General features: G+C 69.4%; 23 protein-coding genes and 3 pseudogenes. 21 read left to right on the top strand and 5 right to left on the bottom strand.

The genetic code is table 11. The features are described 5' to 3' along the window. Nucleotides 1-94: 94 nt before the first annotated feature. The 13 genes and pseudogenes from BCY76_RS02745 to dapF all read left to right on the top strand — a co-directional run bounded on the left by BCY76_RS02745 (nucleotide 95) and on the right by dapF (nucleotide 12,288). The gene (locus tag BCY76_RS02745) at nucleotides 95-3,133 is read left to right on the top strand and encodes an FtsK/SpoIIIE family DNA translocase (RefSeq protein ID WP_085437133.1); all 3,039 of its coding nucleotides are present in this window, start codon (nucleotides 95-97) and stop codon (nucleotides 3,131-3,133) included. 5 nt (nucleotides 3,134-3,138) lie between these two features. Further along, complete coding sequence (locus tag BCY76_RS19790; RefSeq protein ID WP_272896805.1) at nucleotides 3,139-3,267, top strand: hypothetical protein; 129 nt, start codon at nucleotides 3,139-3,141, stop codon at nucleotides 3,265-3,267. A gap of 54 nt (nucleotides 3,268-3,321) precedes the next feature. Continuing rightward, entirely contained in the window at nucleotides 3,322-3,945 is a 624-nt protein-coding gene (gene pgsA / locus BCY76_RS02740) for a CDP-diacylglycerol--glycerol-3-phosphate 3-phosphatidyltransferase (RefSeq protein WP_070159480.1), read from the top strand. A gap of 20 nt (nucleotides 3,946-3,965) precedes the next feature. Then, on the top strand, nucleotides 3,966-4,217 hold the full coding sequence (locus BCY76_RS20200; RefSeq protein WP_336581782.1) for a hypothetical protein: 252 nt from the start codon (nucleotides 3,966-3,968) through the stop codon (nucleotides 4,215-4,217). 32 nt (nucleotides 4,218-4,249) lie between these two features. Continuing rightward, nucleotides 4,250-4,738, top strand: a complete 489-nt coding sequence (locus BCY76_RS02735; RefSeq protein ID WP_336581781.1) for a CinA family protein — start codon at nucleotides 4,250-4,252, stop codon at nucleotides 4,736-4,738. A 136-nt stretch (nucleotides 4,739-4,874) separates the two neighbouring features. Then, nucleotides 4,875-5,321: a helix-turn-helix domain-containing protein gene (locus BCY76_RS02730; protein WP_070159479.1), complete on the top strand. Its 447-nt coding sequence runs from the start codon at nucleotides 4,875-4,877 to the stop codon at nucleotides 5,319-5,321. A gap of 107 nt (nucleotides 5,322-5,428) precedes the next feature. After that, a complete protein-coding gene (locus BCY76_RS02725; RefSeq protein WP_070159477.1) occupies nucleotides 5,429-5,962 on the top strand; it encodes a MarR family winged helix-turn-helix transcriptional regulator in 534 nt (177 codons plus the stop codon). 195 nt (nucleotides 5,963-6,157) lie between these two features. Further along, nucleotides 6,158-6,376 (top strand): DUF3046 domain-containing protein, encoded by a 219-nt coding sequence (locus tag BCY76_RS02720; RefSeq protein ID WP_070159475.1) that lies wholly within the window; start codon nucleotides 6,158-6,160, stop codon nucleotides 6,374-6,376. A 267-nt stretch (nucleotides 6,377-6,643) separates the two neighbouring features. After that, complete coding sequence (gene recA / locus BCY76_RS02715; protein WP_070159473.1) at nucleotides 6,644-7,693, top strand: recombinase RecA; 1,050 nt, start codon at nucleotides 6,644-6,646, stop codon at nucleotides 7,691-7,693. Between the two features lie 390 nt (nucleotides 7,694-8,083). Then, nucleotides 8,084-8,566 (top strand): regulatory protein RecX, encoded by a 483-nt coding sequence (locus tag BCY76_RS18840; protein ID WP_237089923.1) that lies wholly within the window; start codon nucleotides 8,084-8,086, stop codon nucleotides 8,564-8,566. Between the two features lie 152 nt (nucleotides 8,567-8,718). Further along, nucleotides 8,719-10,298: pseudogene (gene miaB / locus BCY76_RS02705) on the top strand (tRNA (N6-isopentenyl adenosine(37)-C2)-methylthiotransferase MiaB). Nucleotides 10,299-10,326: 28 nt separating this feature from the next. Next, a complete protein-coding gene (gene miaA, locus BCY76_RS02700) occupies nucleotides 10,327-11,253 on the top strand; it encodes a tRNA (adenosine(37)-N6)-dimethylallyltransferase MiaA (RefSeq protein WP_442935342.1) in 927 nt (308 codons plus the stop codon). A gap of 166 nt (nucleotides 11,254-11,419) precedes the next feature. Further along, a pseudogene (gene dapF / locus BCY76_RS02695) lies at nucleotides 11,420-12,288 on the top strand (diaminopimelate epimerase). Between the two features lie 54 nt (nucleotides 12,289-12,342). Here the strand turns inward: dapF and BCY76_RS02690 are convergent. Then, a complete protein-coding gene (locus BCY76_RS02690; RefSeq protein WP_070159468.1) occupies nucleotides 12,343-12,966 on the bottom strand; it encodes a class I SAM-dependent methyltransferase in 624 nt (207 codons plus the stop codon). Nucleotides 12,967-13,494: 528 nt separating this feature from the next. Here BCY76_RS02690 and hflX point away from each other — a divergent pair. Then, the gene (hflX, locus tag BCY76_RS02685) at nucleotides 13,495-15,207 is read left to right on the top strand and encodes a GTPase HflX (RefSeq protein WP_083277421.1); all 1,713 of its coding nucleotides are present in this window, start codon (nucleotides 13,495-13,497) and stop codon (nucleotides 15,205-15,207) included. Next, the gene (locus tag BCY76_RS02680) at nucleotides 15,204-17,252 is read left to right on the top strand and encodes an ATP-dependent DNA helicase (protein ID WP_070159466.1); all 2,049 of its coding nucleotides are present in this window, start codon (nucleotides 15,204-15,206) and stop codon (nucleotides 17,250-17,252) included. The genes hflX and BCY76_RS02680 overlap by 4 nt, the downstream gene beginning before the upstream one ends. 141 nt (nucleotides 17,253-17,393) lie before the next feature. Here the strand turns inward: BCY76_RS02680 and lexA are convergent, their stop codons facing one another. Then, a complete protein-coding gene (lexA, locus tag BCY76_RS02675) occupies nucleotides 17,394-18,176 on the bottom strand; it encodes a transcriptional repressor LexA (RefSeq protein WP_070159464.1) in 783 nt (260 codons plus the stop codon). A 265-nt stretch (nucleotides 18,177-18,441) separates the two neighbouring features. Here lexA and BCY76_RS17925 point away from each other — a divergent pair, with 265 nt between their 5' ends. The 6 genes and pseudogenes from BCY76_RS17925 to BCY76_RS02645 all read left to right on the top strand — a co-directional run bounded on the left by BCY76_RS17925 (nucleotide 18,442) and on the right by BCY76_RS02645 (nucleotide 23,270). Then, nucleotides 18,442-18,837, top strand: coding sequence for a LysM peptidoglycan-binding domain-containing protein (locus BCY76_RS17925; protein WP_170922561.1), 396 nt, complete (start codon nucleotides 18,442-18,444; stop codon nucleotides 18,835-18,837). Nucleotides 18,838-19,026: 189 nt separating this feature from the next. After that, nucleotides 19,027-20,172, top strand: coding sequence for a histidinol-phosphate transaminase (locus BCY76_RS02665; RefSeq protein WP_396954318.1), 1,146 nt, complete (start codon nucleotides 19,027-19,029; stop codon nucleotides 20,170-20,172). A 96-nt stretch (nucleotides 20,173-20,268) separates the two neighbouring features. Continuing rightward, complete coding sequence (gene hisB / locus BCY76_RS02660; RefSeq protein ID WP_070159463.1) at nucleotides 20,269-20,886, top strand: imidazoleglycerol-phosphate dehydratase HisB; 618 nt, start codon at nucleotides 20,269-20,271, stop codon at nucleotides 20,884-20,886. Next, nucleotides 20,886-21,523 (top strand): annotated as a pseudogene (hisH, locus tag BCY76_RS02655) (imidazole glycerol phosphate synthase subunit HisH). The gene hisB and the pseudogene hisH overlap by 1 nt, the downstream one beginning before the upstream one ends. Before the next feature lie 77 nt (nucleotides 21,524-21,600). Next, on the top strand, nucleotides 21,601-22,362 hold the full coding sequence (gene priA, locus BCY76_RS02650) for a bifunctional 1-(5-phosphoribosyl)-5-((5-phosphoribosylamino)methylideneamino)imidazole-4-carboxamide isomerase/phosphoribosylanthranilate isomerase PriA (protein WP_070159462.1): 762 nt from the start codon (nucleotides 21,601-21,603) through the stop codon (nucleotides 22,360-22,362). Next, nucleotides 22,359-23,270, top strand: a complete 912-nt coding sequence (locus BCY76_RS02645) for an SseB family protein (RefSeq protein WP_070159461.1) — start codon at nucleotides 22,359-22,361, stop codon at nucleotides 23,268-23,270. The genes priA and BCY76_RS02645 overlap by 4 nt, the downstream gene beginning before the upstream one ends. A gap of 66 nt (nucleotides 23,271-23,336) precedes the next feature. On the opposite strand, the gene BCY76_RS02640 is transcribed toward BCY76_RS02645, so the two are convergent. The 3 genes from BCY76_RS02640 to BCY76_RS02630 all read right to left on the bottom strand — a co-directional run bounded on the left by BCY76_RS02640 (nucleotide 23,337) and on the right by BCY76_RS02630 (nucleotide 25,524). Continuing rightward, on the bottom strand, nucleotides 23,337-23,855 hold the full coding sequence (locus BCY76_RS02640; protein WP_083277420.1) for a MarR family winged helix-turn-helix transcriptional regulator: 519 nt from the start codon (nucleotides 23,853-23,855) through the stop codon (nucleotides 23,337-23,339). A gap of 84 nt (nucleotides 23,856-23,939) precedes the next feature. Beyond that, nucleotides 23,940-24,722, bottom strand: a complete 783-nt coding sequence (locus BCY76_RS02635; protein WP_070159459.1) for a PepSY domain-containing protein — start codon at nucleotides 24,720-24,722, stop codon at nucleotides 23,940-23,942. A 139-nt stretch (nucleotides 24,723-24,861) separates the two neighbouring features. Beyond that, complete coding sequence (locus BCY76_RS02630) at nucleotides 24,862-25,524, bottom strand: PepSY domain-containing protein (RefSeq protein ID WP_070159457.1); 663 nt, start codon at nucleotides 25,522-25,524, stop codon at nucleotides 24,862-24,864. Between the last annotated feature and the right edge of the window lie 1,125 nt (nucleotides 25,525-26,649).

Genomic DNA, 26,649 nt, shown 5'->3' with positions numbered 1-26,649 from the left:
CGGGTCTCCCGCTGTGGTCCCGGGGCAGGCCGATCTGGGCCCAAAGGTGTGGCCATCACCGTGATCCCGGCGCTTCCGGGGTAAGTTGGCGGGTATGGCGACACGTACTTCCCCCTCGCGCGCCGCCAGCACGGACGGACGCAAGAAGACATCCGGCACCGGCGCTGGCAGCCGCGCGAAGACGTCGAAGAAGAGCACCACGGCCCAGGACCCGGAGCGGGGCAACCTCGTGGCCTCCGCGCTGCGCGGCCTCTGGATGGCGTTCGCCACCCCGGTCGGCTCGGCGATCCGCGGCATCGGGCGCCAGGTGAAGATCCATCCGGAGGACCGACGCGACGGCGCGGCGCTGGTGTTCATCCTGCTGGCCCTCGTGACGGCCGTCGTGGACTGGTGGGGCGTGCGGCAGCACGACCACTGGACCATCGACATCGTCCACAACGGCACCGCCGGCACCTTCGGCTGGGCCTCGGCTCTGCTGCCGGTGGTGCTGCTCATCACCGCGGTCCGCTACATCCGTCACCCCCAGGAGCATGAGGGCAACAGCCGCGTCGCCATCGGGCTGACCCTGATCCTGTGTTCCTCTGCCGGGCTGGCGCACCTGGCCCACGGCATGCCGGCCCTCAACGCCGCCTTCGAGAACATGCTCGCCTCGGGCGGCATCATCGGATACCTGGTGACCGTGCCCCTGGCCACCCTCATCACGTCCTACCCCGTGTGGGGGATCCTGTCTCTGACACTTCTGGCGGGCATCCTGGTGCTCACCGACACTCCGCTGCGACGCATCCCCCAGCGGGTCGCCGTCGCGAAGGCCTATGTGGTGGGGGAGAAGCCCGAGCCCCTGCCGGAGACCAAGCCGCTGGAGGAGGGCACCGCGGCCCCCGCGGCCGCGGAGAAGCCCGCTCGGAAGCCTCGGCGGTCCCGAGCTCAGCATGCCGCGCCTGCCGACGCCGGCGCTGAGGACGTCTTCGAGGACAGCCCGGAGCCCGGGAAGAAGGGCCTGCTCGCCAAGATCCTCGGGTCCAAGGCGGAACCGGAGGAACCGACGCAGGAGTTCGGCTCAGCGGACCACGACCAGGCCGCACTCGCCGGCGAGGGCGCCTATGACAGCCCCGTGCTTGAGGAGGGGACGGAGGCCTCCGCACCGACGGTCCCACCCGGAGTGCGCCGCCCCACAGCCCAGGAACTGGCCATCCAGCGCGCCCGGGAGAAGGCCGCCGAGTCCGGCCAAGTGCCGGGCGCGACCAGCGCCGCGGTCGTCGCCGGGAGCGCAGGAAGCGCTCACGCGGGCGCATTCGAAGGGATTCCTGCCCAGCCGGACCCCCAACCGTCGACACAGCCGGCCGCGACTGCCCGGCCCGCCGTCGTGCCCTCCGCCCCTGCGGAGACCCCCGCCCCGGTCAGTGACCTTCCGGTCCGCTCGGAGCAGCTGGAGCTCGCCGGTGATGTCACCTACACCCTGCCCGATCAGGGCATGCTGCCGTCCGGTCCGCCGCCGAAGGAGCACACCAGCGCCAATGACGAGATCGTCGACGCGCTGAACCAGACGTTCTCCCAGTTCAAGGTGGACGCCCAGGTCACCGGGTTCTCCCGGGGACCGACGGTGACCCGCTACGAGGTGGAGCTGACACCGGGCACCAAGGTGGAGAAGGTCACCTCCCTGGAGAAGAACATCTCCCTGGCGGTGGCCTCCAACGAGGTTCGCATCCTCAGCCCCATCCCGGGCAAGTCGGCGATCGGCATCGAGATCCCGAACAAGGACAAGGAGGTCGTCGCCCTCGGCGACGTCCTGCGCTCCAACGCCGCGCGCAAGACCGAGCACCCCATGATCATGGGCGTGGGCAAGGACATCGAGGGCGGCTATGTGGTGGCCAACCTCGCGAAGATGCCGCACCTGCTGGTCGCCGGTGCCACCGGGGCCGGAAAGTCGGCGTTCGTGAACTCCATGGTGACCTCCGTGCTCATGCGTGCCACTCCGGACGAGGTCCGGATGGTCATGGTGGACCCGAAGCGCGTGGAGCTCACCGCCTACGAGGGTGTGCCGCACCTGGTCACCCCCATCATCACGGATCCGAAGAAGGCCGCCGAGGCCCTGCAGTGGGTCGTCAAGGAGATGGACAACCGCTACGACGACCTCGCCCACTTCGGGTACAAGCACGTCGACGACTTCAACAAGGCGGTGCGCAACGGGAAGATCCAGCTGCCGCCGGACTCCAAGCGGGATCTGCGCCCCTACCCGTATCTGTTGGTGATCGTCGACGAGCTCGCCGACCTGATGATGGTCGCCCCGCGCGATGTCGAGGACTCGATCGTGCGCATCACCCAGCTGGCGCGTGCCGCCGGCATCCACCTGGTGCTGGCCACCCAGCGGCCTTCGGTCAACGTGGTGACCGGCCTCATCAAGGCCAATGTGCCGTCCCGCATGGCCTTCGCCACCTCCTCGGCCACGGACTCCCGCGTGGTGCTGGACTCGGTGGGAGCGGAGAAGCTGCTCGGCCAGGGTGACGCCCTGTTCCTGCCGATGGGCATGAACAAGCCGATGCGTGTGCAGGGTGCCTGGGTCAACGAGTCCGAGGTCCATGGGGTGGTCGAGCATGTGAAGTCGCAGCTGAAGGCGCAGTACCGCGAGGACGCGGTCGCCGCGATGGAGCCCAAGAAGCGGGAGATCGACGCCGACATCGGTGACGACCTCGACCTGCTGCTGCAGGCCACCGAGCTCGTGGTCACCACGCAGTTCGGCTCCACCTCGATGCTGCAGCGCAAGCTGCGCGTCGGATTCGCCAAGGCCGGACGCCTGATGGACCTCATGGAGTCCCGCGGGGTGGTCGGTCCCTCCGAAGGGTCGAAGGCTCGGGACGTGCTCGTCTCGCCGGAGGAGCTTCCCGGCGTACTGGCCACCATCCGCGGCGAGGACCCGCCCACGGCGGCACCCTCGGAGGATGCGCCGGGCGCCTATGAGGGTGCCCCGGTGGATCTGGATCCCGCCTCCGGTGTGCCGACGGGAGCTCCTGCCCCGACCGGGCCCACCGAGGCGCGCCGCAGGCGGAGCATCACGGCGGCGGGGGGCGCTCGGCGCGGTGCTGGCCCGCCAGCCACGGGGCCAGGGGGCGCCGCCGTCGGGCGGTGGCGACCATGACCGGCATGAGTTCCGCGGACCTGATCGCTCGCGACCTGGCCGAGCGCACTGCTGCTCTGCCGGAGGCGAGGGACTATCATGACGGACACGACTCCACCGCCTCGGAGGACGCCTGGCAGCTCACCGGTCGATGAGCTGCTCAGACCGAGCCCCGGGCCGCGCCCTGACCCGCCGAGAAGAGGAGCCTCGTGAGCCCGTCCACCCCTGAACCGGCGAACGCCGCACAGCCTCCGCTGCTGAACATCGCCAATGTGCTCACCATGCTGCGCATCGCGTTGGTGCCGCTGTTCGTCTGGTTCCTGCTGCTGGATGCCGACGGCGGTGCCGCCGGCGGGATCGAGGCCACCAACGGGGGGTGGCGATGGGCCGCCGCCGGAGTGTTCGCCGTCGCGATGATCACGGACAAGATCGACGGCGACCTCGCCCGGGCGCGCAACCTGGTCACCGACTTCGGCAAGATCGCCGACCCGATCGCGGACAAGCTGCTCATCGGCGCGGGGCTGGTGATGCTCTCGATCCTCAGTGAGCTGCCCTGGTGGGTGACGATCGTGATTCTGGCCCGGGAGCTGGGCGTCACCGTGCTGCGCATGGTGGTCATCCGCTACGGTGTGATGCCGGCGTCCCGGGGTGGGAAGCTCAAGACGGTCCTGCAGTCGGCCGGTCTGCAGCTGATGCTGCTGCCGCTGGTGGTGATCGCCGGCTGGCTCTCCGACGTCGCGTTCTGGATCATGATGGCCGCGCTGGTCGTCACCGTGGTGACCGGCATCGACTATGTGTTCTCGGCCATCAGGCTGCGCCGTGAAACCCGCTGATCCGCACAGGAGGCGTGACCATGGCAATAGGAGCTGAGCGCGGCCCCGGTGGCCCGGGGACTCGAGGCCCGGACCGCGCGCAGGAACCGGCACCGGTCCGAGAGCATCGGCCGGATCCCGCCGCGGCCCATGAACGGTGGGCCGATGACGGCCGGAGGGTCTCGGGTGGAGCGCGGCAGATCGCCGGAGAGGCGGAGCGGCGCACGGACCCGGTGGAGATCATCCAGCGCTGCGCGCATCGTGGTCTGACCGTGGCCACGCTGAGTCGCTGACCGCCGGGTCGCTCGCGGCGCGCCTGGCCGATGTGCCCGGCGCCTCCGCCGCGCTGGTCGGCGGAGTCGTCGCCTACTGCAATCCGGTGAAGCACCAGCTGCTCGGCGTCGACGAGGATGTGCTCGAAGAGCGCGGCGCGGTCGATCCTGCCGTGGCCGCTGCGATGGCCCGAGGTGCGGCCGGGGCCACAGGGGCCGCGCTGGGCGTCTCGACGACCGGCGTCGCCGGGCCCGAGCCTCATGAGGGCAAGGACGTCGGCACCGTGTATGTGGGGCTGGCCTGCAGGAAGGGCGACGCTGAGCGGCTCGGGCTCCGCCTTCCGGAGTCCTGTGAACCCGACGAGGGCGGCTCCTCGGCTGCCGACGCACCTGGTGTGGAGGAGTCCTGGATCGCCGGCTCCCTGCTGCTCGATCTCGACGGCGACCGGGCGGCCATCCGGGATGCGAGCGTCGAGGGGGCGCTGAAACTGGTGGAGGAGCTTCTGCTCTCCGAGCCGCCCGGATTCGGCGATCCCCGCTAGAGTGGGGAACAAAACCGGGCTCGGCCGAGTTGTCGTCCGGTGAAGCGTCTGCATCGCACCGTTCCTGGTGAGGTCCAGCACCTGACCGAGGAGCAGACGCAGTGAGGGCCATCGGAGTCCACGAAGGAGAAAGCCCATGGTGAGACAGCCAGTCACCGTCAACGGCGTCACCCGTTGGAAAGACCTGGACGTCGACGCCGCCCCGGCCGCTGAGTCCAAGGAGGCCAAGGCTGTGGTCCTGCGTCAGGAGATCGGCGATGTCCTGCGCAGCATCCGCCAGGCCGAAGGCCGCACGCTGCGCGATGTCTCGCACGGCGCGCGGGTCTCGCTGGGCTACCTGTCCGAGGTCGAGCGCGGCCAGAAGGAGGCGTCGTCTGAGCTGTTGGCGTCGATCTGCGCCGCCTTGGACGTGCCGCTGTCGGCGATGCTTGGTCAGGTGGCCGAGCGGGTCGCCGTCGCGGAAGGGCTGCACGTGCCGGACACCGTGCCCACCGAGTTCCAGCGGGAGTTCGGTCACGGGGTGGTGCCCGACGGCATCCCCGAGGAGTTCACCCACGAGGAGTTCGCCCGCACCTGCGGCTGAGCCTCCCCTGACAGCCGAGAGGGCCGCCCCGCTCCGGGGCGGCCCTCTCGTGTCTTCTCGCGCGCCCGGGTCCGTGATCCGGCTCTCCACCCCTTAGACTGAGGCGCATGGATACGCCCGACCGCCCTGCCCTGGTCCGAGAGCTGGAGCGGGAGTTTAACCGGCTCTTCGTACGACGCCGGTTCAACGCCCTGCAGCTGGCCCGACGGATCGACCCGGAGATCGAGCCCGCCTCCTACTCCGTGCTGGCCACTCTGCAGAACGAGGGCCCGGCCCGGATGACGTCGATCGCACGGTATCTGGGGATCGGCAAGCCGACGCTGTCCCGCCAGCTGACGACGCTGGTGTCCCGCGGATGGGTGAGCAAGGAGACGGATCCCGCCGACGGCCGAGCTCAGACCATCACGCTCACCTCCGAGGGCCGCCGCCGCCTCGAGGCCGCCCAGCAGGAGCGCGCCGAGCGTTATCTGACGATGCTCCAGTCCTGGAGCGAGGACGAGATCGAGACGCTGTATTCCCTGGTGGCCAAGCTCAACCGCACCTATGCGGAGCTGGATCCCACTGGTGCCGGTGCATCCGCCGCCGCCAGTGCTGAGGAGTCGGAGGGCGACGACGTCGCGTCTCCCGCCTCCCCGGACTGATCGGATCCGGACTGCACTGATCCCGACTGCACTGTTCCGGATCGCGCTGTTCCGGATTGCACTGTGCGGGGCTGTGCTGTGCGGGGCTGTGCTGTGCCGAGCCACGGCCCCGCGGCTGCCGGGCTGGAGACGGGTGACGCCCGTTCGACATGACATGACCTGGCCGGCCACTGTGCCGACGGAGAGGACGCGCCCATGCGGCTGAGCAGATTCTGGTTCCTCATGGAGGAGGAGTTCGGCTCCGGCTATGCCCATGTGCTGGCCGGTTCGCTGGTGCTCAGCGACTATCAGAAGACGGCGCTGCAGGCCCTCGACGCCGGCGTCAGCCCGCGTGACGTGTGGGAGGCGGTCTGCGATCAGCAGGACGTGCCCGCCTCACGGCGCCTGGGCCGGGACCTTCCGCCCAAGCGCTGAGCGTGGAGCGGTCCCGAGGGTGACCGCGCGGCGGCCTCCGGACGAGCTCACAGCGAGGACCGACACGCGCGCCGGGTTCGAAGCTGTGTTCGATGCAGTGCGGTAGTGTTCTCCACAGAAGGTGCTGCAGACGACGAGCGCCACGCCCGGCCGTCCACAGGATGGCTTGACCGTCTCGGATGTGTCAGAGGTGGTGCGTAGTGTCAGAGAAGTCAGCACCGCACAGGTGCGAGTCCATCAGCACAGACGACGTCACAGAGGTGAACCATGGCAGTCAGCCCCGACCGGGAGAAGGCTCTCGAAGCCGCCCTGGCCCAGATCGACAAGCAGTACGGCAAGGGCTCGGTGATGCGCCTGGGGGACGAGACCCGGGCGCCGATCGAGACCATCTCCACCTCCTCCATCTCGATGGATGCCGCGCTCGGCATCGGGGGCTTCCCTCGCGGTCGTGTCGTGGAGATCTACGGTCCGGAATCCTCCGGAAAGACCACGGTCGCACTCCACGCGGTGGCCAATGCGCAGAAGAACGGCGGCATCGCGGCGTTCATCGACGCGGAGCATGCGCTGGACCCGACCTACGCGGCCAAGCTCGGAGTGGACACGGACGCGCTGCTGGTCTCCCAGCCGGACACCGGCGAGCAGGCGCTGGAGATCATGGACATGCTGGTCTCCTCCGGGTCCCTGGACATCGTCGTCATCGACTCGGTGGCGGCGCTGGTGCCGCGCGCTGAGATCGAGGGTGAGATGGGGGACAGCCACGTCGGGCTCCAGGCCCGTCTGATGTCGCAGGCGCTGCGCAAGATCACCGGACGCCTGGCCCAGACGAAGACTACCGCGATCTTCATCAACCAGCTGCGTGAGAAGGTCGGAGTCTTCTTCGGCTCCCCGGAGACCACCTCAGGAGGCAAGGCGCTGAAGTTCTACGCCTCGGTCCGGGTGGACGTGCGCCGCATCGAGACCCTCAAGGAGGGCACCAATGCGGTGGGCAACCGGACGCGCGCCAAGATCGTGAAGAACAAGATGGCCCCGCCCTTCAAGCAGGCCGAGTTCGACATCCTCTACGGCGAGGGGATCTCTCGCGAAGGAGGCCTGATCGACGTCGGTGTGGAGAACGGACTGGTCAAGAAGTCCGGAGCCTGGTTCACCTACGACGGCGACCAGCTCGGTCAGGGCAAGGAGAAGGCGCGGCAGTTCCTCAAGGACAATCCGGATCTTGCCGATGAGATCGAGCGACGCATCAAGCAGAAGCTCGGCATCATCGCCCCGGACGCCGACGAGGACGGGCCGGCCCTGAAGGCCGTCGACGGTCCCGCCTGATCCTGGCCGATGAACGCCAGCCCGGACCCTGTCAGCCCACACCCTGCGAGCCCGGACCCGACCCGTGCCTCCCGTGAGGACACCATCGCGTCACTGCGGAAGGAGCTGACGCGCCTCGAGACGGGGGAGACGACCTCGACCCTCTTTCAGGAGGGGCCTGGCGACGCCCCCGTCTCGTCCGCGGACGTGTCCTCCGATGCTCCCGTCGCGCCGCGATGGCCCGATCAGGCGGGTTCGGCTCAGGCGGGTACGGCGGAGCCGACCCCGCCGGCAGCGTCATCCCCACCGGCGGAGACAACTCCGTCAGCAGAGACAACCCCGTCAGCAGAGCCCGTAGTCGCGATCGGCGGCGATGGTCCCAGAGACGATGACCACGAGCGGGCACGCGCTGTGGTGCTGCGCAAGCTCACCGGCTCGGCCAAGAGCCGCCACCAGCTCTCGGAGACTCTGCGAGAGAAGGGATTCTCCGAGAGCGTCATCGGGGCGGTCCTGGACCGTCTCGAGGAGGTCCAGCTCATCGACGACGCCGCATTCGCACGCATGTGGGTGCGGACCAGGCATGAGACGCGCGGCCTCGGGCGTGCCGCCCTGCGGCGTGAGCTGAAGGATCGCGGCATCGCGGAGGCACTCGCCGAGGAGGCCCTCGAGCAGCTCAGTGTCGCGGACGAGGATGCGATGGCCCGGGAGCTGATCGGCAAGAGGCTGCGCGGGGTCGCTCTGCCTGCCGGCCATGACGCCGCCGCCCGGAAGGAGCGGGACCGTCAGACTCGTCGCCTCGTCTCGATGCTGGCTCGCCGAGGACACAGCCCCGGGGCGGCCTTCCAGCTGGTGCGTGAGGCACTGGAGGAGCACACTGCCGAGGGGATGTCCTGAAGGCGGCGCTCGTGTCTCGAGGGGCAGTGGCTGAGCCGCAGCACCGACGTCTGGCCGCAGCAGATTGCCTGGACGCGTAGAATTGACCGGCACCGCGGCTCAAGACCGCGCCCGAGTCCGAGACCGCCCCCGTGAGATCTGCGAGCGTGACCATGACCGAGACGACGTTGGACCGCACCGACCCCGCCCACCCGGCACGAGGCTCCGCAACGGCTTCTGCTGTGGATGCGGGCCTGGACCTGGCATCCCAGAGCCGCACCTATGAGGTCCGCACGTTCGGCTGCCAGATGAACGTCCATGACTCTGAGCGCATCTCCGGGCTGCTGGAGGATGCCGGCTACGTGGCGGCGGAAGAGGACGCCACCCCGGATCTGGTGGTCTTCAACACCTGTGCCGTGCGGGAGAACGCGGACAACAAACTCTATGGACACCTCGGCATGCTGCGCGGCACCAAGCGGGAGCACGCGGGCATGCAGATCGCCGTCGGCGGCTGTCTGGCGCAGAAGGACCAGAACACGGTGTTGGAGAAGGCGCCCTGGGTGGACGTCGTCTTCGGCACCCACAACATCGGCTCGCTGCCCACTCTGCTGGAGCGTTCGCGCCACAATCAGGACGCCGAGATCGAGATCCTCGAGTCGTTGGAGACCTTCCCCTCCACGTTGCCCACCAAGAGGGACGCCGTCTACTCCGGCTGGGTGTCGATCTCCGTGGGATGCAACAACACGTGCACGTTCTGCATCGTTCCCTCGCTGCGGGGGAAGGAACGTGACCGGCGCCCGGGAGACATCCTCGCTGAAGTCCAGGCGCTCGTCGCCGACGGCGCTGTGGAGGTCACCCTGCTGGGGCAGAACGTCAACACCTACGGAGTCGAGTTCGGAGACCGTGGGGCCTTTGCGAAGCTTCTGCGTGCCTGCGGTGACATCGACGGCCTGGAGCGGGTCCGGTTCACCAGCCCGCACCCGGCCTCCTTCACCGACGACGTCATCGAGCCATGGCCGAGACTCCCAATGTGATGCCGCAGCTCCACATGCCCCTGCAGTCCGGTTCCGACACCGTGCTGAAGGCCATGCGACGGTCCTACCGCTCGACGAAGTTCCTGGGCATCCTCGACAAGGTGCGGGAGCGCATGCCCCATGCCTCGGTCACCACCGACATCATCGTGGGCTTCCCCGGGGAGACCGAGAAGGACTTCGAGGACACGCTGCGGGTGGTCGAGGCCTCTCGCTTCTCCTCGGCGTTCACCTTCCAGTACTCGCCGCGGCCGGGCACGCCGGCGGCGACCATGGAGGACCAGATCCCCAAGGCGGTCGTCCAGGAACGCTTCGAGCGACTCGTGGAGCTGCAGAATCGGATCACCGCGGAGGAGAACCAGCGCCAGATCGGCACCACGCAGGAGCTGCTGGTCACCGCCGACGCCGGGACCAAGGGGTCGGAGACCGGCCGCCTCTCGGGCCGCGCAGCGGACAACCGGCTGGTGCACTTCTCGGTCCCCGCAGGTGCCGAGTCGCCCCGCCCAGGGGACTTCGTCTCCGTGACGATCACCGACGCCGGATCCCACCACCTGCTCGCCGATCCCGCCTCCGCCCAGGAGTACCATCTGCGCCGGTCCCGGGCCGGCGACGCGTGGGATCGTGCGCAGGCAGAATCCTGCGGAGTCGGCACCACCCAGGTCGGAGGCGCCCAGCCCGGGGCTGTCTCCCTGGGCATGCCGACGCTGCGCTCGGACGGCTGAGCCGGTGGCGAGTTCCTCCCGTCCGCCGTTGATCGCTGTCGTTGGGGCGACCGCCACCGGGAAGTCCGCCCTCGGCGTGGAGCTCGCCCGTCGGCTCGACGGTGAGGTCATCAACGCCGACTCGATGCAGCTCTACCGCGGCATGGACATCGGCACCGCCAAGGTGACGGCGGACCAGCGGCGCGGAGTCCCCCACCACCTGCTCGACGTCCTCGACGTCACCGAGGAGGCCTCCGTGGCCGTCTATCGGGACCGGGCGCGGGAACTGGTCCGTGAGATCCGGTCGCACGGCCGCACACCCATCCTCGTCGGGGGCTCCGGGCTCTACGTGCGCGCCGTCGTCGACGCCATCGAGTTTCCGCCCACCGAGCCGGGAGTGCGCAGCCGGCTCACCCAATGGCTGGAGGACGAGGGTGCGGGCGCGCTGCGGGAGGAGCTGCGCCGGGCAGACCCGGAGTCGGCCGCCGTCATCAAGGACGACCGTCGGCTGGTGCGCGCGTTGGAGGTCGTCTCCATCACCGGGCGGACCTTCTCCTCCTTCATGCCGCGACGGATCCACGAGCCCACGGTGGAGCCGGTGGTCCAGCTGGGCCTCAGCCTTCCCCGGGAGACCTTGCAGTCCCGAATCGCCGCCCGCGTCGAGGAGATGGCCGCCCACGGTCTCCTCGAGGAGGTCCGGGCGCTGGAGGATCGAGGCCTCCGCGAGGGCCGCACCGCCTCGCGGGCCATCGGCTACCAGCAGTTCCTCGACGTGCTCGACGGCAGGATCAGCCAGGAGGAGGCGGTGGAGGACACCACCGTGGCCACCCGTCGTTTCGCCAAACGTCAGGACACCTGGTTCCGCGCCGATCCACGGATCCGCTGGCTTCCCGTGGACCTGGAGGCCGACGACGTCGCCGGATCCCTCGCCGACCAGGCTGAGCCCGCGCTGCGGGAAGGACCGGAGTCCTCCTGACGTTGTAGCCTGCAGCGCAGTTGCAGCCTGCAGCGCACCCGCCGCATCTCACCCCCCCCCCCACCCCTTCAGGAAGGCAGCCCCTGTGGCCCACCACCTCTCCGCCCTCGACGCGCTGCGTGGCGCCCCCTTCACCAAGGCCCACGCCACAGGCAACGACTTCGTGATGTTCGCGGACCCCGACGGCACGCGGCACATCACACCCGAGGTGGTGAAGGCCCTGTGCGACCGGCACCTGGGCGTCGGCGGCGACGGGCTCATCCGCGCCGTCCCGGTCCGGCACGTCGCGGAGGCGCGCGACATCGCTGCCGCTGATGAAGACCTCTCGGCGCATGGCGGCGAGGACCTGTGGTTCATGGACTACTGGAATGCCGACGGCACAGTGGCCGAGATGTGCGGCAACGGTGTGCGGGCGTTCGCTCATTTCCTGGTCTCCGAGGACCTCGTCCAGCTCGAGGAGGAGGAGCAGCTGCCGGTGGTGACGCGGGCCGGAGCGCGGACCGTACGACGTGTCCCGGAGGGCTATGCCATCGGATGGGCATCTGGTCTTTCCTGGATCCCGAACTCGCCAGCTCCAACGCCTCCGACTCGTTGGTCATCGCCCAGGGGCTCACCGACCCGCGGCCCGCGCTGAGCATCTCGATGGGCAACCCGCACACGGTCGTCGCACTGTCCGCGGAGCAGGCGCTCGAGGACCTGGACCTGAACCAGGCGCCCCAGGTGGACCCGGTGCCGCCGGACGGGACCAATGTGGAGTTCGTAGTGCCGGCCGATCCTCTCGTCGTCGACGGCGAGGGACAGGTCCGCCTGCGCGTCCACGAGCGCGGCGTGGGAGAGACGCTGTCCTGCGGCACCGGTGCATGTGCGGCGGCCGCCGCCGTGCGGGTCTGGGCGGCCGAGGACGGCGTCGACACCTGGACCGTCCAGGTCCCCGGAGGGCAGCTGCGTGTGCGCTTCCTCTCCCGTGCCGACGGGGCGGAGGACGTGGAGCTCTCGGGCCCGGCAGAGAACGTCTACCGCGGCACCATCATCTGATCGTGCGGACTCGGGACGCGGGGGAGCGAGAAGGATGAGCGCTCACGGGAAGGCTCAGCCGCCGGTTCGCGTCACCCGCAGGAGGCGGAACCCCTTGTCCGTCTCTGGCCGGTCCGCGTCGAAGTCGTCGCCCACGGCGGCCAGCATCGAACGGATCCAGGTCAGCAGCGAATCGGCGCCGAGGTTCTTCTGCACGACCAGCCAGGCTTCGGCATCATCGGCCAGCCGGGGAAGCCACAGCTCCAGCAGTTCGTGCAGCACGGCCTTGCCCACCCTGATCGGGGGATTGGACCAGATGGTGTCGAACCGGACGCCCGCGGGCACCTGGTCAGGGGAGAGGACCTCCACGTTGTCCAGCCCGAGCCGCCGCGCGTTCTCCGCGCACAGCTCACGGGCCCGCTCGTTGACGTCCACAGCCCAGACGGCCGCCTCCGGCGAGCGGAGCGCCATCGTCAGGGCGATCGGCCCCCACCCGCAGCCGATGTCCAGCAGATGCCCTGCGGGAGCAGGGTCCGGGACGTGCTTGAGCAGTACGGCGGTGCCCTTGTCGATGCCCTCGGGAGAGAAGATGCCGCCGGCGGTGACCACCGAGACGGCACGGCCTGCCAGATCGACGTCGATCTCGCGCCGCTTCAGGGGGCCCGAGGGTGTGGAGGAGAAGTAGTGCTGTGAGCTCACCCGTCGATGCTATCTCCTGCACGGTCCAGGATTCGCTGTCCACCGTCAGAACCCGTAGAATGGAGCACCATGTGGATTATCTACCTCTGATGCTCCCGTGAGAGGCGGCCTGGCCGCCCACGGTCGAGCACGCGGACGACCCGGCACTCTGCGCTGACGCGGACAGTCGGCCCAGCCCGCGACCATCCGCCAGCATGATCATCCGCCCGGCCCCTCGGCGAGCTCCGTCGCGACGGCCCGGGACCACCACCTCTCGAATCCGCGCCCCACCAGCCGTCCCCGTGGTCGGCCCGCCGCAGGCGAACCCGCCGGGCGGCCCGGTCCGGGCGACCCTTCCACTGAGACGCCTCCACGACGACGGCTGCCCTGCGAAGCGACCAGGGCCTCGTCGTCCACAGATGGCACTGGTCGCTAGTGCCCCTGCACGGCCGCGCCGTAGGATGGAAGGACCCTCTGACGAGGGTGCGCCGGAGCCGAGATCCGGCATCGCGGGATCCGCCGCTGACCGGCGATCCCCTTGAGGAGACTATGACGAACACGCACCATGACAGCATCACACCCAGCACGGGCGACGAGGACCTGCAGCCCCAGGACCAGGCGGGCTCCGGCTCGGCGGCCGAGAGCGGGGACCAGGCATCCGTGGACGCCACCATCGAACGGATCCTGGCCGCCGACCAGGCACGCGCCGAGACGGTCGCCCGCTCGGGGCGGACCCGCTTCGTCGCCGACCCTGGGCATCGACGCGAGGACCAGGATGCGGAGCGGCGCCGCCGCTCCGTGCTGGAGGAACAGGCCCGTGAGCTCTCCGATCTGAGGACCGAGCACACCGAGGCCGACGGCGACCAGTTCGACCTGCTCGAGCGCCGGTCGCTGCGCCGCGTCGAGGGTCTCTCGACGGAGCTCGAAGACGTCACTGAGGTCGAGTATCGCCAGCTGCGCCTCGAACGCGTCGTGCTGGCAGGACTGTGGACTGAGGGCCCCATCGCCGAGGCGGAACACTCGCTGCGGGAGCTCGCCGCACTGGCGGAGACCGCCGGTTCCACCGTCCTGGACGGCTTCGTCCAGCGCCGCTCCACCCCGGACCCGGGGACATTCTTCGGCTCCGGCAAGGCAGAGGAGATCCGTCAGGCCGTCGCCGAACTGGGCGCGGACACCGTCGTCGTCGACTCCGAGCTCGCCCCCTCGCAGCGTCGTGGCCTCGAGGACATCGTCAAGGTCAAGGTCATCGACCGCACCGGCCTGATCCTGGACATCTTCGCCCAGCATGCCGAGTCTCGGGAGGGCAAGGCGCAGGTGGAGCTCGCCCAGCTGGAATACCTCCTGCCGCGTCTCCGCGGCTGGGGCGAGTCGATGTCCCGGCAGGCCGGTGGTCAGGTCGGCGGCGCCGGGGCCGGCATGGGCTCTCGCGGACCCGGTGAGACCAAGATCGAGCTGGACCGGCGCCGCATCAACACGCGCATGGCCAAGCTGCGCAAACAGATCGCTGGCATGAAGCCGGCCCGTGAGGCGAAGCGCGCCAATCGGAAGCGGCATGCCGTGCCGTCGGTGGCGATCGCCGGCTACACCAACGCCGGCAAGTCGTCCCTGCTGAACCGGCTCACCGATGCCGGCGTGATGGTGGAGAACGCCCTGTTCGCCACCCTGGACCCCACCACCCGCAAGGCCGTGACGCCGGACGGCATCGGCTACACGCTCTCGGACACGGTCGGGTTCGTGCGTCAGCTGCCCACTCAGCTGGTGGAGGCGTTTCGCTCCACGCTGGAGGAGGTCGCCGACGCCGACCTGATCCTCCACGTGGTCGATGCCTCGCATCCTGAGCCGGAGAGCCAGATCAGCGCGGTGCGCACCGTGCTTGCCGAGGTGGACGCCCACGAGGTCCCCGAGATCATCGTGCTGAACAAGGCAGACATGGCTGACGACGTCGTCGTCGACCGCATCCGACGGCGCGAGCCGCGGACCGTGCTGGTCTCGGCCCACACGGGTCAGGGCATCGATGAGCTGCGGCAGCTGATCAGTGAGTCGATCCCGCGGCCGGACGTGTCCCTGGAGCTGCTGGTGCCGTATGCAGCAGGAGACGTGGTCTCTCGACTGCATGAGGCGGATGCGGAGATTCTGAGCACCGAGTACCTGGCTGAGGGCACGCGCATGAGCGTGAAGGTGCGCCCGAGCCTCGCCGCGGAGCTGCAGGAGCATGTCATCGGCGGTGCCTCCGCGGCGACCGACGAGCCGGGCGCCGCGTGAGTCCGGAGGCGCCGACGACACAGTCCACCGGGCACCTGCGCTCCACGGAGCTGCTGGATCATGTGGTCTCCGCGATGGGCGGCGTGCACCGCGAAGGGCAGATGGACATGGCGCGGCACGTGAGCCACGCCCTGCGCCGGCGTCGTCACCTGCTCGTGCAGGCGGGCACCGGGACCGGCAAGTCGCTGGCCTACCTGGTGCCCGCTGTGGTGCACGCGTTGGAGGCGGACCGTCCGGTGCTGATCTCCACCGCGACGTTGGCGCTGCAGGCACAGATCATGGGCCGTGATCTGCCCCGACTGTTGGACCATCTGGGGGAGGAGCTGGAGGAGGAGGTCTCCATCGCCCTGGTCAAGGGACGGGCGAACTACCTGTGCCGGCACAAGCTGGACGGCGGGTTCCCCGACCAGGACGACGAGCAGGCGCTCTTCTCCTTCGGCGACGAGCCTGCCGTGGACTCCGTGCCGGAACCGGGTTCACGGCTGGGGCGTGAGATCGTGCGGCTGCGCGAATGGGCCGAAGAGACCTCCACGGGAGACCGAGATGACCTGCCTGAGGGCGTCTCGGACAAGGCGTGGCGTCAGGTCTCCGTCAATGCCGTCGACTGCATCGGTCCGCGGAAGTGCCCCATGGCGGCTGAGTGCTTCTCCGAGCTTGCGCGGGAGCAGGCTCAGGAGGCCGACATCGTGGTCACCAACCACGCCATGCTGGCCATCGACGCCTTCGAGGGGCTGCAGGTGCTGCCCGAGCACGACGCGGTGATCATCGATGAGGCCCATGAGCTGGCTGATCGCGTCACCTCGGCGGTCACAGCACAGCTCTCCGTCCAGATGATCCAGACGGCCGCGGCCACGCTGCGGCGTCACACCGCGCTCAGCGGCGAGGACCTGCAGGCGGCGGCCATCGCCGTCGACGCTGCCTTCCACGGCAAGGAGTCGGGGCTGCTGGCACGCGGCCTGGACGCCCAGCAGAGCCAGGCGTTGGAGATCACCCGCAACGCCGCCCGCACCGCGCTGTCTGACAGCAAGCCGTCCGGCGAGGCCGAGGCCGACACCGGACGCTCCACCGCACGGGCACGGGTCCAGGCGGTGCAGGAGACCGCTGAGCGCATGCTGAACTCCCGGGAGACGCCGGACGTCATCTGGCTGACCCGCCCGGGCAGCTTCAGCCCGGGCGTGGGATACCGCGAGGCAGACATCACGGAGCCGCCGATCCTGAACGTCGCACCGACGTCGGTGGCGGGTCGCCTGCGGGAGGGCCTCTTCGGAGAGCGCACGGTGGTGCTCACCTCCGCCACGCTGACCATCGGCGACAGCTTCGACCCGGTGGCGGGGTCACTCGGGCTGGGCGGGGAGAATGCCCCCGCCTGGGACGCCATCGACGTCGGCAGCCCTTTCGACTACCCGAAGCAGGGCGTGCTCTATGTGGCCAAGGACCTCCCCGCGCCGTCCTTGAAGACCGCTGATCGGCAGCGGGACGAGCTCGCCGGGCTCATCGAGGCGTCACGGGGCGCGACGCTGGCCCTGTTCTCCTCGCGCCGCGCCGCTGAAGAGGCCGCCGAGGAGCTGCGGGAACGCCTGGAGGTGCCGATTCTGTGTCAGGGTGACGCCACCATGTCGGCCCTGGTCCGCCAGTTCGCCGAGGACGAAGAGTCCTGTCTGTTCGGGACGATGAGCCTCTGGCAGGGGGTGGACGTCCCGGGCCGATCGTGCCGACTGGTGGCGATCGACCGCATCCCGTTCCCCCGACCCGACGATCCGCTGATGAGCGCCCGCACCCAGGAAGTGGCGCGCAACGGTGGAAACGGCTTCATGCAGGTCGCGGCCACGCACGCCGCCACCCGGCTGGCTCAGGGGGCTGGGCGACTGATCCGCAGCGCCGAGGACCGGGGCGTGCTGGCGATCCTGGACTCTCGCCTGGCCACCGCACGGTACGGCGGCTTCCTGAAGAAGTCCATGCCGGAGTTCTGGCCCACTGTCGACGGAGACGTCGCGCGAGGGGCACTGCGGCGGCTCGCCGGCCAGGGGCTCGATCCGAGCGCCTGACTGGCGTCCTCGTGCGCAGAAGGGCACAGAAGGAGGGGCGCCGACCGTGCGGTCGGCGCCCCTCCTTCTGTGCGGGCCTGCCGGATGGTCTCCGGGCGGCGCTGGGGGCCGTGAGGGTGCCTGGTCTCGAGGCTGCGTGGCTCAGAGGCTCCGCAGTACGGTGACGACCTTGCCCATGATGGTGGCCTGATCCCCGAGGATCGGCTCATAGCTGCGGTTCTGCGGGAGCAGCCACTGATGCCCGTCGCGCCGCCGGAGAGTCTTCACGGTCGCCTCATCATCGAGCAGGGCGGCGACGATGTCTCCGTTCTCGGCCGTGTGCTGGCGACGCACCACCACCCAGTCGTCCTCGAAGATGCCGGCCTCGATCATCGAGTCGCCGCGTACCTGGAGCATGAACAGCTCACCTTCGCCGGTGAGCTGGCGAGGCAGCGGCATGACGTCCTCGACCTGCTGCTCGGCCAGGATGGGACCACCTGCAGCGATGCGACCGACCACCGGAATGTCGGTCGTCCGGCTGTCCGTCTGCTCGCGGTAGGCGTCGAGATCGACGACCGCACCGTCATCGGAGGCCTGACGTGCCGGGGAAGAGCTCGGGGGAGGGAACGCCGGCTCGTCCGGGACGTCCGCAGCGATGAGGCCGCCTGAGGAATCACGGATGACTTCCATGGCGCGCGGCTTGCCGGGCACCCGACGCAGGTAGCCCATCTGCTGCAGGCGGGCGAGCTGATGCGTCACAGAGGACAGCGAGGCGAGCCCGCAGGCGTCGCCGATCTCACGCATCGACGGGGGGTATCCACGCTCTGCGAGGGCCTCCTGGATGACGTCGACGATGCCGCGCTGCCGGTCGGTGAGCCGGGGCGCGGCGTCCCCCGGTGTCTCCGTCGGCTGGGAATCCTCGGCTGGTCGCTTGTCCACGGCCATCTCTCACGCCTCTCTCCGCAGGGTCTGGTCCCGTCGTCCGCTCGTCATGTCAGAGGGTCCTGGTGGAATCTCCTGCATGGACATCCGGTCGAACATCGCATCCGAAACTCGGTTCGAACATGTGTCTCAGGCTACGGGATCCGGACGGCCGAGACCAGCATATTCGAACGCATGTCTGGTGCCCGGTCGAACATCTGTGCTAGAAATAGAACACATCTTCGAATCCATGCCGAGACGAGATCCCGCACGAGAGAGGTCCTTCCCCATGCGTCACTCGCACACCTCCTTCACCACCTCCGCGGCCGGACAGGCCTACGTCGCCTCTTCCGCCGGTGCACCAGGACGTCTCAACCTCACCCGGCGGGGCCGCCTGGTGATCCTCGGGGTTCCCGCGCTGACGCTGCTCGTCGCCGCCTTGGTGGGCGTGGCGCTCTTGGTGGGCAGCTTCGTCAACATGGCGCAGGCCACCAGCCATGGGGCGCCGGGAGTCGCCGCTGTCGAAGTCACGGTGGCACCCGGGGACACCCTCTGGAGCGTGGCCTCGGGCCTGGGTACCGGGGAGGACACCCAGGTGCTGATCACGCAGATCGCTGAGCTCAATGATCTGACCAGCTCCGAGATCCATCCCGGGCAGACGCTGTACGTTCCGGTGGCGGACTGAGGTCGCGCCCGGTGGACGCGTTCTGCTCCGGCGGAGATCACTCGCGGCTCCGTGGGCGATCAGAGCCGAGCGGGACGGAGCAGGTCGGAGCAGGACAGTGCGGGTCGGAGCAGGACAGAGATGACGCGGTGGGACGGGAGCGCCGTGACGGCGCCGCAGCGCCACGGCTCCGATGAGTAGGATGGACGCGTGATTCCTCCCCAGAACGGCGTCGGCGGATCCACGTCGACGGCCGGCCTCAGCAGATCAGAGCGCCTGGCGCGCCTGCCGCTCCGCGAGGAGCTGCGCGGCCAGGAGCCCTACGGCGCGCCGCAGCTGCCGGTGTGGGCCATGCTCAACGTCAACGAGACCACCTATGACGTCCCCGCTGATGTCGTGGACGCCATCACCAAGGAAGTCAGGCATGCGGCTCAGACGCTGAATCGATACCCGGATCGGGAGTTCACCCGTCTGCGGGAGAAGCTCGCCGAGTACCTGGCCCATGGGCTGACCGCCGAGCACATCTGGGCGGCCAACGGCTCCAATGAGATCATGCAGCACATCCTGCAGGCCTTCGCCGGTCCGGGTCGCTCCGTGATGGCCTTCCCTCCCACCTATTCGATGTACCCCCTCTATGCGCGAGGCACCTATAGCCGGTACATCGCAGGGACCCGGGGCGAGGACTTCACCCAGGGCGCCGAGGACGTGGCCCGGCAGATCCGAGAGCACCGGCCTGACGTGGTCATCCTCTGCTCGCCGAACAATCCCACGGGCACGGCGCTGGGGCTCGACGTCGTCGAGGCGGCCTACGATGCCGCCGTCGAGGGTGGCACCATGGTGGTCGTCGACGAGGCCTACGGTGAGTTCCGGCAGAGCGGCACTCCGTCCGCGCTGGAGCTCCTGCCCGGGCGTGAACGGCTCATCGTCTCCCGCACCATGTCCAAGGCCTTCGCCCTGGCCGGCGGGAGGCTGGGTTACCTGGCCGCGGCCGAGGAGGTCACCGACGCGCTGCGGCTGGTGCGCCTGCCCTACCACCTGTCGGCGATCACCCAGGCCGCGGCCGAGGCGGCCCTGGATCACAGCGAGGCGCTGATGGCCAATGTGGAGCGGATCAAGACTCAGCGTGACCGCATCGTCGACACGTTGACGCGGTACGGGCTCAGCCCCGCCCCGTCAGACGCGAACTTCGTGTTCTTCGGCGGGCTCGAGGACGAGAAGGCCGCGTGGCAGCATCTGCTGGACGACGGCATCCTCATCCGCGATGTCGGCATCCCCGGCCACCTGCGGGTCACCGCGGGCACCGAGGAGGAGACCACCGCCTTCCTGGAGTCCCTGGCTCGGCATCTCGGCCGCTGAGACTCCGCCCGAGGCCGCTGAACGCCGTGAAGGCCGGTGCGTAGACTGGTCCACGGCGTCATCAGACCCTTCACCCCGTACCCACGAGCAGGAGCCATGGGAGCAGAACTGATCTCGGGCCGCGCGGCCCAGATGGAACGAGTCACTTCCGAGTCCAGCGTGCGCGTGCGCATGGACCTCGATGGAACAGGCACCTCGGAGATCTCCACCACGGTGCCGTTCTTCGACCACATGCTCACCGCTCTGGCGAAGCATTCGCTGATCGATCTGACGGTCGAGTCGACCGGGGACACCCACATCGATGTGCATCACACGGTGGAGGACACCTCGATCGTCCTCGGCGAGGTGCTGCGTACCGCGCTGGGTGACAAGGCCGGCATCCGCCGTTTCGGAGAGGCGACCGTCCCGCTCGACGAGGCCCTGGCGCACGCCGTCGTCGACGTCTCCGGACGTCCCTACCTCGTGCACTCCGGCGAGCCGGAGGGGCAGCAGTATCACCTGATCGGCGGTCACTTCACCGGCTCCATGACGCGCCACGCCTTCGAGGCCATCACCTATCACGCCGGCATCTGCCTGCACATGCGTGTGTTGGCGGGCCGCGACCCGCACCACATCGTCGAGGCCCAGTTCAAAGCCTTCGCCCGTGCGCTGCGCGCCGCCGTCGAATCGGACCCGCGGGTGGAGGGCATCCCCTCCACGAAGGGAGCGCTCTGATGGCCAAGCCCGACGTCGTCGTCCTTGACTACGGCTCCGGCAACGTCCACTCGGCCGTCCGTGCCCTGGAGCGTGCCGGTGCCAGGTGACTCTGACCCGCGAGACGGTCCGGATCCAGGAGGCCGCCGGCCTGGTGGTTCCCGGGGTCGGAGCCTTCGCCGCTGTGATGGACGCGCTGACGGCGATCGACGGGCCACGCTGGATCGGACGCCGCATCGCCGGAGGCCGACCCGTGCTGGGCATCTGCGTGGGGCACCAGATCCTCTTCGAACGTGGAGTGGAGCACGGCATCGCGGCCGACGGCATGGGGGAGTGGCCTGGTGAGGTGACCGCTCTGCCGGACGACGTCGTGGTGCCGCACATGGGGTGGAACACGGTCCGGGCCCCCGAGGGCACCGTGCTGTTCGACGGCATCGAGGATGAGCGGTTCTACTTCGTGCACTCCTACGCGGTGCAGTCCTGGGACTTCGACCAGACCGTCGAATCGATGGCTGCGCCGAAGGTGACCTGGTCCCACCACGGCGCGGACTTCATCGCCGCGGTGGAGAACGGCCCCCTGTCGGCCACGCAGTTCCACCCGGAGAAGTCCGGCGACGCCGGCATGCAGCTGCTGAAGAACTGGATCGACAGCCTCTGAGAGCCCGGGCCGGCCGCCATGGCCCCGATCCGCTGACCACCGACCCGACCCTGTCCCAGGAAGAGAGACCCGACCCCATGGCTGAGAACGCCCCCGAGAACGCCACCGTGCCCGCCCTGGAGCTGCTGCCCGCCGTCGACGTCGCCGACGGTCAGGCCGTTCGTCTGGTGCAGGGCGAGGCCGGCTCCGAGACCAGCTACGGCGACCCGCTGGACGCGGCGCTGACCTGGCAGCAGGACGGCGCCGAGTGGATCCACCTGGTGGACCTCGACGCCGCCTTCGGTCGCGGCCACAACCGCGAGGTCCTGGCCCGAGTGGTCCGCGAGCTGGACATCAAGATCGAGCTCTCCGGCGGTATTCGGGACGATGAGTCTCTCGACCGCGCTCTGGAGTTCGGGGCGACCCGCGTGAACCTGGGCACCGCCGCACTGGAGGATCCGGAGTGGACCGCCCGGGCGATCGAACGCCACGGAGAGGCCATCGCGGTGGGGCTCGACGTCCGGGGGGAGACGCTCGCGGCCCGCGGCTGGACCAAGGAGGGCGGCAACCTCTGGGAGGTCCTGGAACGACTGGAGGATGCCGGGTGTCCGCGCTACGTGGTCACCGACGTGACCAAGGACGGGACCCTCCGTGGACCGAACACCGCGCTGCTGGCCGAGGTCTGCCGCCGCACCGCCAAGCCCGTGGTGGCCTCCGGCGGGATCTCGTCGCTGGAGGACGTCTCCGCCCTGGCGCAGATGGTCTCCCACGGCGTGGAGGGTGCCATCATGGGCAAGGCCCTCTATGCCGGAAAGTTCACCTTCCCGGAGGCACTGAAGGCGGCCGCCGCGTCGGCATGAGTCACCACGGCGACCACCACGGCGCAGATGCCGCCGACCGTCGGGAGCTTCCGGCCCACATCGCGAACCTGCTGCAGCGGCAGGCCCGCTCGGCGGACGGACGAGCCGCGGACTCGGCGGGCGTCCCCTGGGAGGGGCGGGACCTCTCCGGCGGGGGAAACCCGCTGCACACCTTCGACGGAGACGACGGGCTGATCGCCCCGCAGATCCAGGAGGCCCAGGACCGTCTGCTGGCCGGAGACCTCGATGAGGCAGGCTTCGTCGAGTCCCTGCAGGGTCAGCGCCTCTTCGTACCGGTGATCGCCACCGTGGCCGAGCACGGTCATGCCCCCTCGGGCGGACCGGCCGGGGACAAGGAGGCGGACATCGCCCTGGTCACGATCACCTCGGCGTCGGGGCGTCCCACCATGCCGGTGTTCAGCTCAGTGGAGTCGATGACCGCCTGGCACGCCGAAGCGCGCCCGGTGGCCGCCGAAGCGGAGCGCGTCATGCTGGCCGCGCTGGCTGAGGGAGCCGAGCTCGTCGTTCTGGATCCAGGGGCGGAGCTCACCTTCGTGGTGCGCAGCCCGGCCGTGGCGGCCTTGGCTCAGGGCCGGCTGTGGACGCCGTCCTACCGCGACCCGCAGGTGGCTGATGCCTTGCAGGACGTGGTGGACCAGTGCCTGGGCGTGGTGCGGCTGGTCGTGGCGCCGGGGAAAGGTGTGGCCACCGCGACGGCCTCCGGAGCGCCCGTGGCCGGCGGCGGCAGCGGACCCGAGCTGAGCATCGGTGTGGTGCTGGAGCCGGGTGTGGACGCCGTTGATGCCCGCCTGGCGCTGGCCAGCGTGCAGGCCTGCCTGCAGGATGTTCCGGCGCTGCAGGAGAAGGCCGATTCGGTCGAGGTGGTCCTGGCGCGCGACGTCGGGTGATTCACAGGCGTCGGCGCTGGGGCGACGGGACGTCTGGCGTCCGGCGCAGGGTGCTGCCGCAGGAGTTCAGGTCAGCTCGGTGTCCTGGGCGGTCTGCAGCAGTTTCATGCAGGTGCGCTGCAGGGCGAGGGCCTCGTCGTCGTCGAGCGTCTCATGGAAGATCTGCCGGATGTGCCGGGCGTGGACCTGTGAAGCGTCCCGGAAGACCCGCCGTCCCTCGTCGGTGAGCTGGGCCGTCATGCCGCGCCGATCGCTGGGGTCGGCGCATCGAGTGATGAGCCCCCGGGTCTGCAGCGACTTCGCCTGGTAGGACAGGCGTGACGGCGAGAAGATCATCCGCTCGGCGAGTTCCCCCATGCGCAGCTGGTTGCCCTCCGCCTCGGCGAGGACCAGCAGCAGGTTGTAGTCCGAGAGCCGAAGACCGGTGGCGGCGTGGAGGCCCTTCTCCATCGTCTTGCTGACGATGGCGGAGGTCTCCAGGAACGTGCGCCACGCCTTCGCCTTGGGCGACGTGCCGGTGAGGTCCCGTGCCGGAGGGGCGGCGTCCTGAGGTTCCTGGGCGTCTTCGCCAGCGACGGCGTCCACGCGGCCACCTCCTGCGTCCCCTGATCGTGCGACTGATTCGAGCTCGTCCAGTCTACGGCACCGGGGACTCAGGCGGGTCGGTGTTCAGTCGTCCACCTGGACCAGGTCGCCGGTGACGACGTCCACAGCGATCTCCTGGCCGTTGTCGAGTTCGATCTCCCAGACGACGGTGCCCGACTCGGAGTCGAGCTGCGCCTCGTCGACGAAGGCGCCGGAGGGGTCGCCGACCCGGTCTTCGACGATCCGGAAAGCCTCGGCGATATCGATCTCGGTCGAGTCGATCTCTCGCAGGTCGTCGCTGTCCGGGGCGTCGTCGTCCTCGGTGTAGACGATCTCCAGACTGGACTTGTCGGTGTGCACCTCTCGCTCGATGCCGTCCACGAGCACGTGCCACTCATAGCGGCCGTCATCGGACTCCACCTCGAAGACCACACCCTCCGGGTACTCGGCCTGGACCGTCTCCAGACCCCCGTACAGCGGGTGGTCGTCGGAGTCCGCGGGCGAGGTCTCCGCGGCGGCGTCCGTAGCGGTGTCGTCGCTCGGGTCCGTGCCTTCACCCTCGGCTGAGGCGTCGTCCTCTGGGCGTGAAGTCTCGGAGCCGCCTGCATCGGCCGAGCCGTCCTCCGAAGCGGCCGCGTCGTCGTGAGCCGCGTCGTCGGCGCTGATCGTCACCGCGGTGCTGGGCTCCCCGTCAGCGGAGGTGTCGAGCGTGTCATCAAGGCCGCAGGAGGTCAGTGCCAGGGAAGCCAGAGCTGTGACCGACAGGGCGGTGGCGGTGGGGCGGGACAGGGTTCGGGTCATGGTGTTCTCCTTCAAGGAGCCGGCCCGCGCGGTGCTCGGGGCCGACAGGATGTTGTCGTGCTGCATGACCATCATTCTCAGAACCCCAGATGAGAAGGCCATGAGAGATCGGTGAGATCTCGATGAGAACCGACTCGTGGAGAGCCGAGCCGGCGGCGCGGCAGCCGGCGACGCGGCAGCCGGCGACGCCGTAGCCGGAGGATCCTCAGTCGGACTCGTCATCGTCGAGCGTGTCAGGATCTCCGCCGATGTTGTTGTCCTCCACCGGGTTGTCCCCGACCGGCACGATGGCGCTGTTGCGGGCGTCGATGATCACCGTGTTCTCCGAGGCGGCGCCCTCGATGGTGACGTTCCACACCAGCAGGTCATCGTCGCGGGTCTCCAGTTCGGCGGCAAGGATCACCCCGGTGGACTCCGTCTGGGCGATCTGCAGGGCGCGCAGCAGCGGGACCTGGACCTCTTCCGCCGCCTCCTGCATCCAGTCCTCGGCATCACCGGAGTCCCGGCTGTCCACCTCGGAGGCGCCCTCCTGGTCGACCACGACGGTCTGCAGGTCCTGGCCGTCCACCAGCAGCTGCACCTCCATCCCGGCTTCCTCGTCGGTCTCCTTGTCGAAACCGACGGCCATGCCGCCGTCTTCGCCGAGCGCCGTATTGACCGCCCGCAGCGCGACATCGGTGGACAGGTCGACGTCGTCGGCGTCGTAAGGGTTCTCCGCCGACGGTTCGTTCGACGGTGTGGGCGCCTCGCCCTCGGTGTCCTCGGGTGCGGCGGCGTCCTCGTCGATGGGGGAGCCGCACCCGGCCAGAAGACTCGCCGAGACGGCGATCGCGACCAGTGCTGCAGAGCTGCGGGAAGAACTGAACATGACTCCATCCTTATCGTGGAGACCTCCATGGTCCCTGGATGTTCCCTCCAGGAGCAGAGCTGCGCCGACGATCATCCGGGGAGGGCCCACTGGATCATGCGGGGCCCCTCCGCTCGCAGCTGCACCGCCCGTCCGGGGATGGGCCGATCCAGTACCGGCACGCTCGTGGCGAAGAAGTCTCCCTGCGACCGATGCGTCGGGCTGAGCAGGATGTTCCCGGGGGCCGACCGGGCATGATGCGACCACGGTATCTGCGAGTACAGAGACCCGCTCGGCTGTGCGGCGCCGACCACCTGGATCCCGGACTGGATCCAGCGATCGACGCTGCGATGCCGCTGAGCATCGAGCTGGTCTGCATCGTCCAGCAGCACGGTCGTGGTCTCCGGCTCCTCAGTCCAGGTTCCTTGCGGAGAGAACAGCGTCGCGTCCGGCAGCACCTGGCGCAGGACCTCCAGGCACGTCGACCGACCGGTGCCCGGGGCTCCGAGGACCAGCGTGGCGGGACCCCGCCTCCAGAGGACCGGGGCCTGGGTGAACTGAGCGACGCCGATCACCGGATCCCCGGGTGCGTCGGGAGACCGGTGCTCCTGAGCTGAGGACAGCAGATCGTGGAGGCGGACCTTCTGGGGCAGCGGCCGGACCGAGACGCTCGGCGTGTCGACGGCGCCAGGGGCCCCCTCATCGGCGGGATCCGTCTCCGCAGAGGTGGGTGAGGACGCCAACTGGACCTCCACGCCGGGGGAAGGGTGCCCGGGACTGATCAGCACCCCGCGGCCGGGGAGAGGGTCCACCGGACGCAGACGGGGCCAGAGCATCTGGGTGTCCTGCGAGACGCCGTGCGGCAGGTAGATCCGGCGGGGCAGCCGTGAGCCCACCCGTCCGCTCGCCAGCTCGCGCCCCCCGGAGAGCAGCACGGAGATCCCGACGTCGGCACCGTCGCTGATCAGCGTCCCCAGCAGGTGTTCCAGCATGCCCCCGCTGGGGCCCTGAAGGGACTGATGCCACTGAGGGTAGCCGCTGACCAGCACGACGATCTCGGGGACCTCGGTGGTGCGGAGGGACGGGTCGGTGCGCCGGGAGGTGAGCTCGTCGACCAGCAGTTGCAGCAGGTGGACGACCTCCGGC

Source organism: Nesterenkonia sp. PF2B19 (assembly GCF_001758425.2).
Lineage (GTDB): Bacteria > Actinomycetota > Actinomycetes > Actinomycetales > Micrococcaceae > Nesterenkonia > Nesterenkonia aethiopica.
Note: the sequence above shows the minus strand (reverse complement) of the source record. Positions and strands in the feature narration are given on the sequence as shown.

Excerpts from the sequence above, each read along its gene's own strand:
- BCY76_RS02630 (WP_070159457.1), bottom strand. The coding sequence starts at position 25,524 with ATGTTCAGTTCTTCCCGCAGCTCTGCAGCACTGGTCGCGATCGCCGTC.
- priA (WP_070159462.1), top strand. The coding sequence starts at position 21,601 with ATGGCTGAGAACGCCCCCGAGAACGCCACCGTGCCCGCCCTGGAGCTG.
- BCY76_RS02720 (WP_070159475.1), top strand. The coding sequence starts at position 6,158 with ATGCGGCTGAGCAGATTCTGGTTCCTCATGGAGGAGGAGTTCGGCTCC.
- BCY76_RS02725 (WP_070159477.1), top strand. The coding sequence starts at position 5,429 with ATGGATACGCCCGACCGCCCTGCCCTGGTCCGAGAGCTGGAGCGGGAG.
- recA (WP_070159473.1), top strand. The coding sequence starts at position 6,644 with ATGGCAGTCAGCCCCGACCGGGAGAAGGCTCTCGAAGCCGCCCTGGCC.
- hflX (WP_083277421.1), top strand. The coding sequence starts at position 13,495 with ATGACGAACACGCACCATGACAGCATCACACCCAGCACGGGCGACGAG.
- BCY76_RS17925 (WP_170922561.1), top strand. The coding sequence starts at position 18,442 with ATGCGTCACTCGCACACCTCCTTCACCACCTCCGCGGCCGGACAGGCC.
- BCY76_RS02645 (WP_070159461.1), top strand. The coding sequence starts at position 22,359 with ATGAGTCACCACGGCGACCACCACGGCGCAGATGCCGCCGACCGTCGG.
- BCY76_RS19790 (WP_272896805.1), top strand. The coding sequence starts at position 3,139 with ATGAGTTCCGCGGACCTGATCGCTCGCGACCTGGCCGAGCGCACTGCT.
- BCY76_RS02745 (WP_085437133.1), top strand. The coding sequence starts at position 95 with ATGGCGACACGTACTTCCCCCTCGCGCGCCGCCAGCACGGACGGACGC.
- lexA (WP_070159464.1), bottom strand. The coding sequence starts at position 18,176 with ATGGCCGTGGACAAGCGACCAGCCGAGGATTCCCAGCCGACGGAGACA.
- BCY76_RS20200 (WP_336581782.1), top strand. The coding sequence starts at position 3,966 with ATGGCAATAGGAGCTGAGCGCGGCCCCGGTGGCCCGGGGACTCGAGGC.
- hisB (WP_070159463.1), top strand. The coding sequence starts at position 20,269 with ATGGGAGCAGAACTGATCTCGGGCCGCGCGGCCCAGATGGAACGAGTC.
- BCY76_RS02730 (WP_070159479.1), top strand. The coding sequence starts at position 4,875 with ATGGTGAGACAGCCAGTCACCGTCAACGGCGTCACCCGTTGGAAAGAC.
- BCY76_RS02635 (WP_070159459.1), bottom strand. The coding sequence starts at position 24,722 with ATGCAGCACGACAACATCCTGTCGGCCCCGAGCACCGCGCGGGCCGGC.